General features: G+C 65.0%; 1 protein-coding gene. It reads right to left on the bottom strand.

Annotated features, from left to right (window positions below; genetic code table 11):
- A partial coding sequence (locus tag AC0QUY_RS42605) for an IS5 family transposase (RefSeq protein ID WP_474417260.1) occupies window positions 1-869 on the bottom strand: 869 nt, incomplete at both ends.

Genomic DNA, 869 nt, shown 5'->3' with positions numbered 1-869 from the left:
GAAGAGTGCGGTCAGGAAGAGGTGCAGCAAAAGCCTGAGCCAGCGGATGAGGCGGCGGAAGTTGTAGCCGGCGGCGGCGAGGACGGCGTTGGCTGCATCGCCGCGACGGAACCAGAGATAATTGCGGCCCATGCGGTGCTCGGCTTTGAGATGGCCGATGACGGGCTCGACAGCGGCCCTGCGGCGCAATTGGCGTTTGATCCTTGGTGTCACTCCTCGCTTCTGGCCGGAGATGAAGACCCTGAACTTGTAATCGGGTGGGGCGTTGTGGCCGCGATATCCCTTGTCGGCGAGGAGGCGCGCGATGATGTTGCCGATGAGCGCCTCCATGTCCGGGATCACGGTGGCCAGCGTGTGACCGTCATAGGGATTGCCGGGCAGTGCCTTCACATGGGTGACGAGTTGGCCGCCCCTGGCGTGGCCGATCGTGGTGGCGACGGAGACTTTGACGCCGAACTCGTAAGGCCGGTGGGCCTTGCCCTTGCCGATGCACTCGACCTCCGGCGCGTGCAGGGAATAAACCTTCGGCCCACGTTGACGCTGCTGCTGCTCGCGCACGCGCCGCGCCAGCGCCAGCAGCTTTGCGAACGCCGCCTCGAGCCCGCTGTTACCCTCGATCTTGCGGCCGATGTCGCGGATCACGCGGCCCAGATAGGTCCGCAGCGTCTTGAGCTTCCGGTTGGCGCGCTTGAACTGCTTGGCGTGGGCATAGCGCTGGTGCTCGATCAGGGCGAACTTGCCCACCCGCGCATAGGACTGACGCAAAATCACCCCATGGCGCTGCGCCAGCCGCACCAGCTTCTCGCGCGCCCGGTTTAGAAGCTTCGCGTCGGTGGGGAACGTCACGTTCTTGGGCTGAACCGTGGTGT

The sequence above is a fragment of the Bradyrhizobium sp. WYCCWR15520 genome, assembly GCF_056174665.1.
The sequence above is the reverse complement of the archived record's forward strand: the minus strand, read 5'-3'. Positions and strand labels throughout refer to the sequence as shown.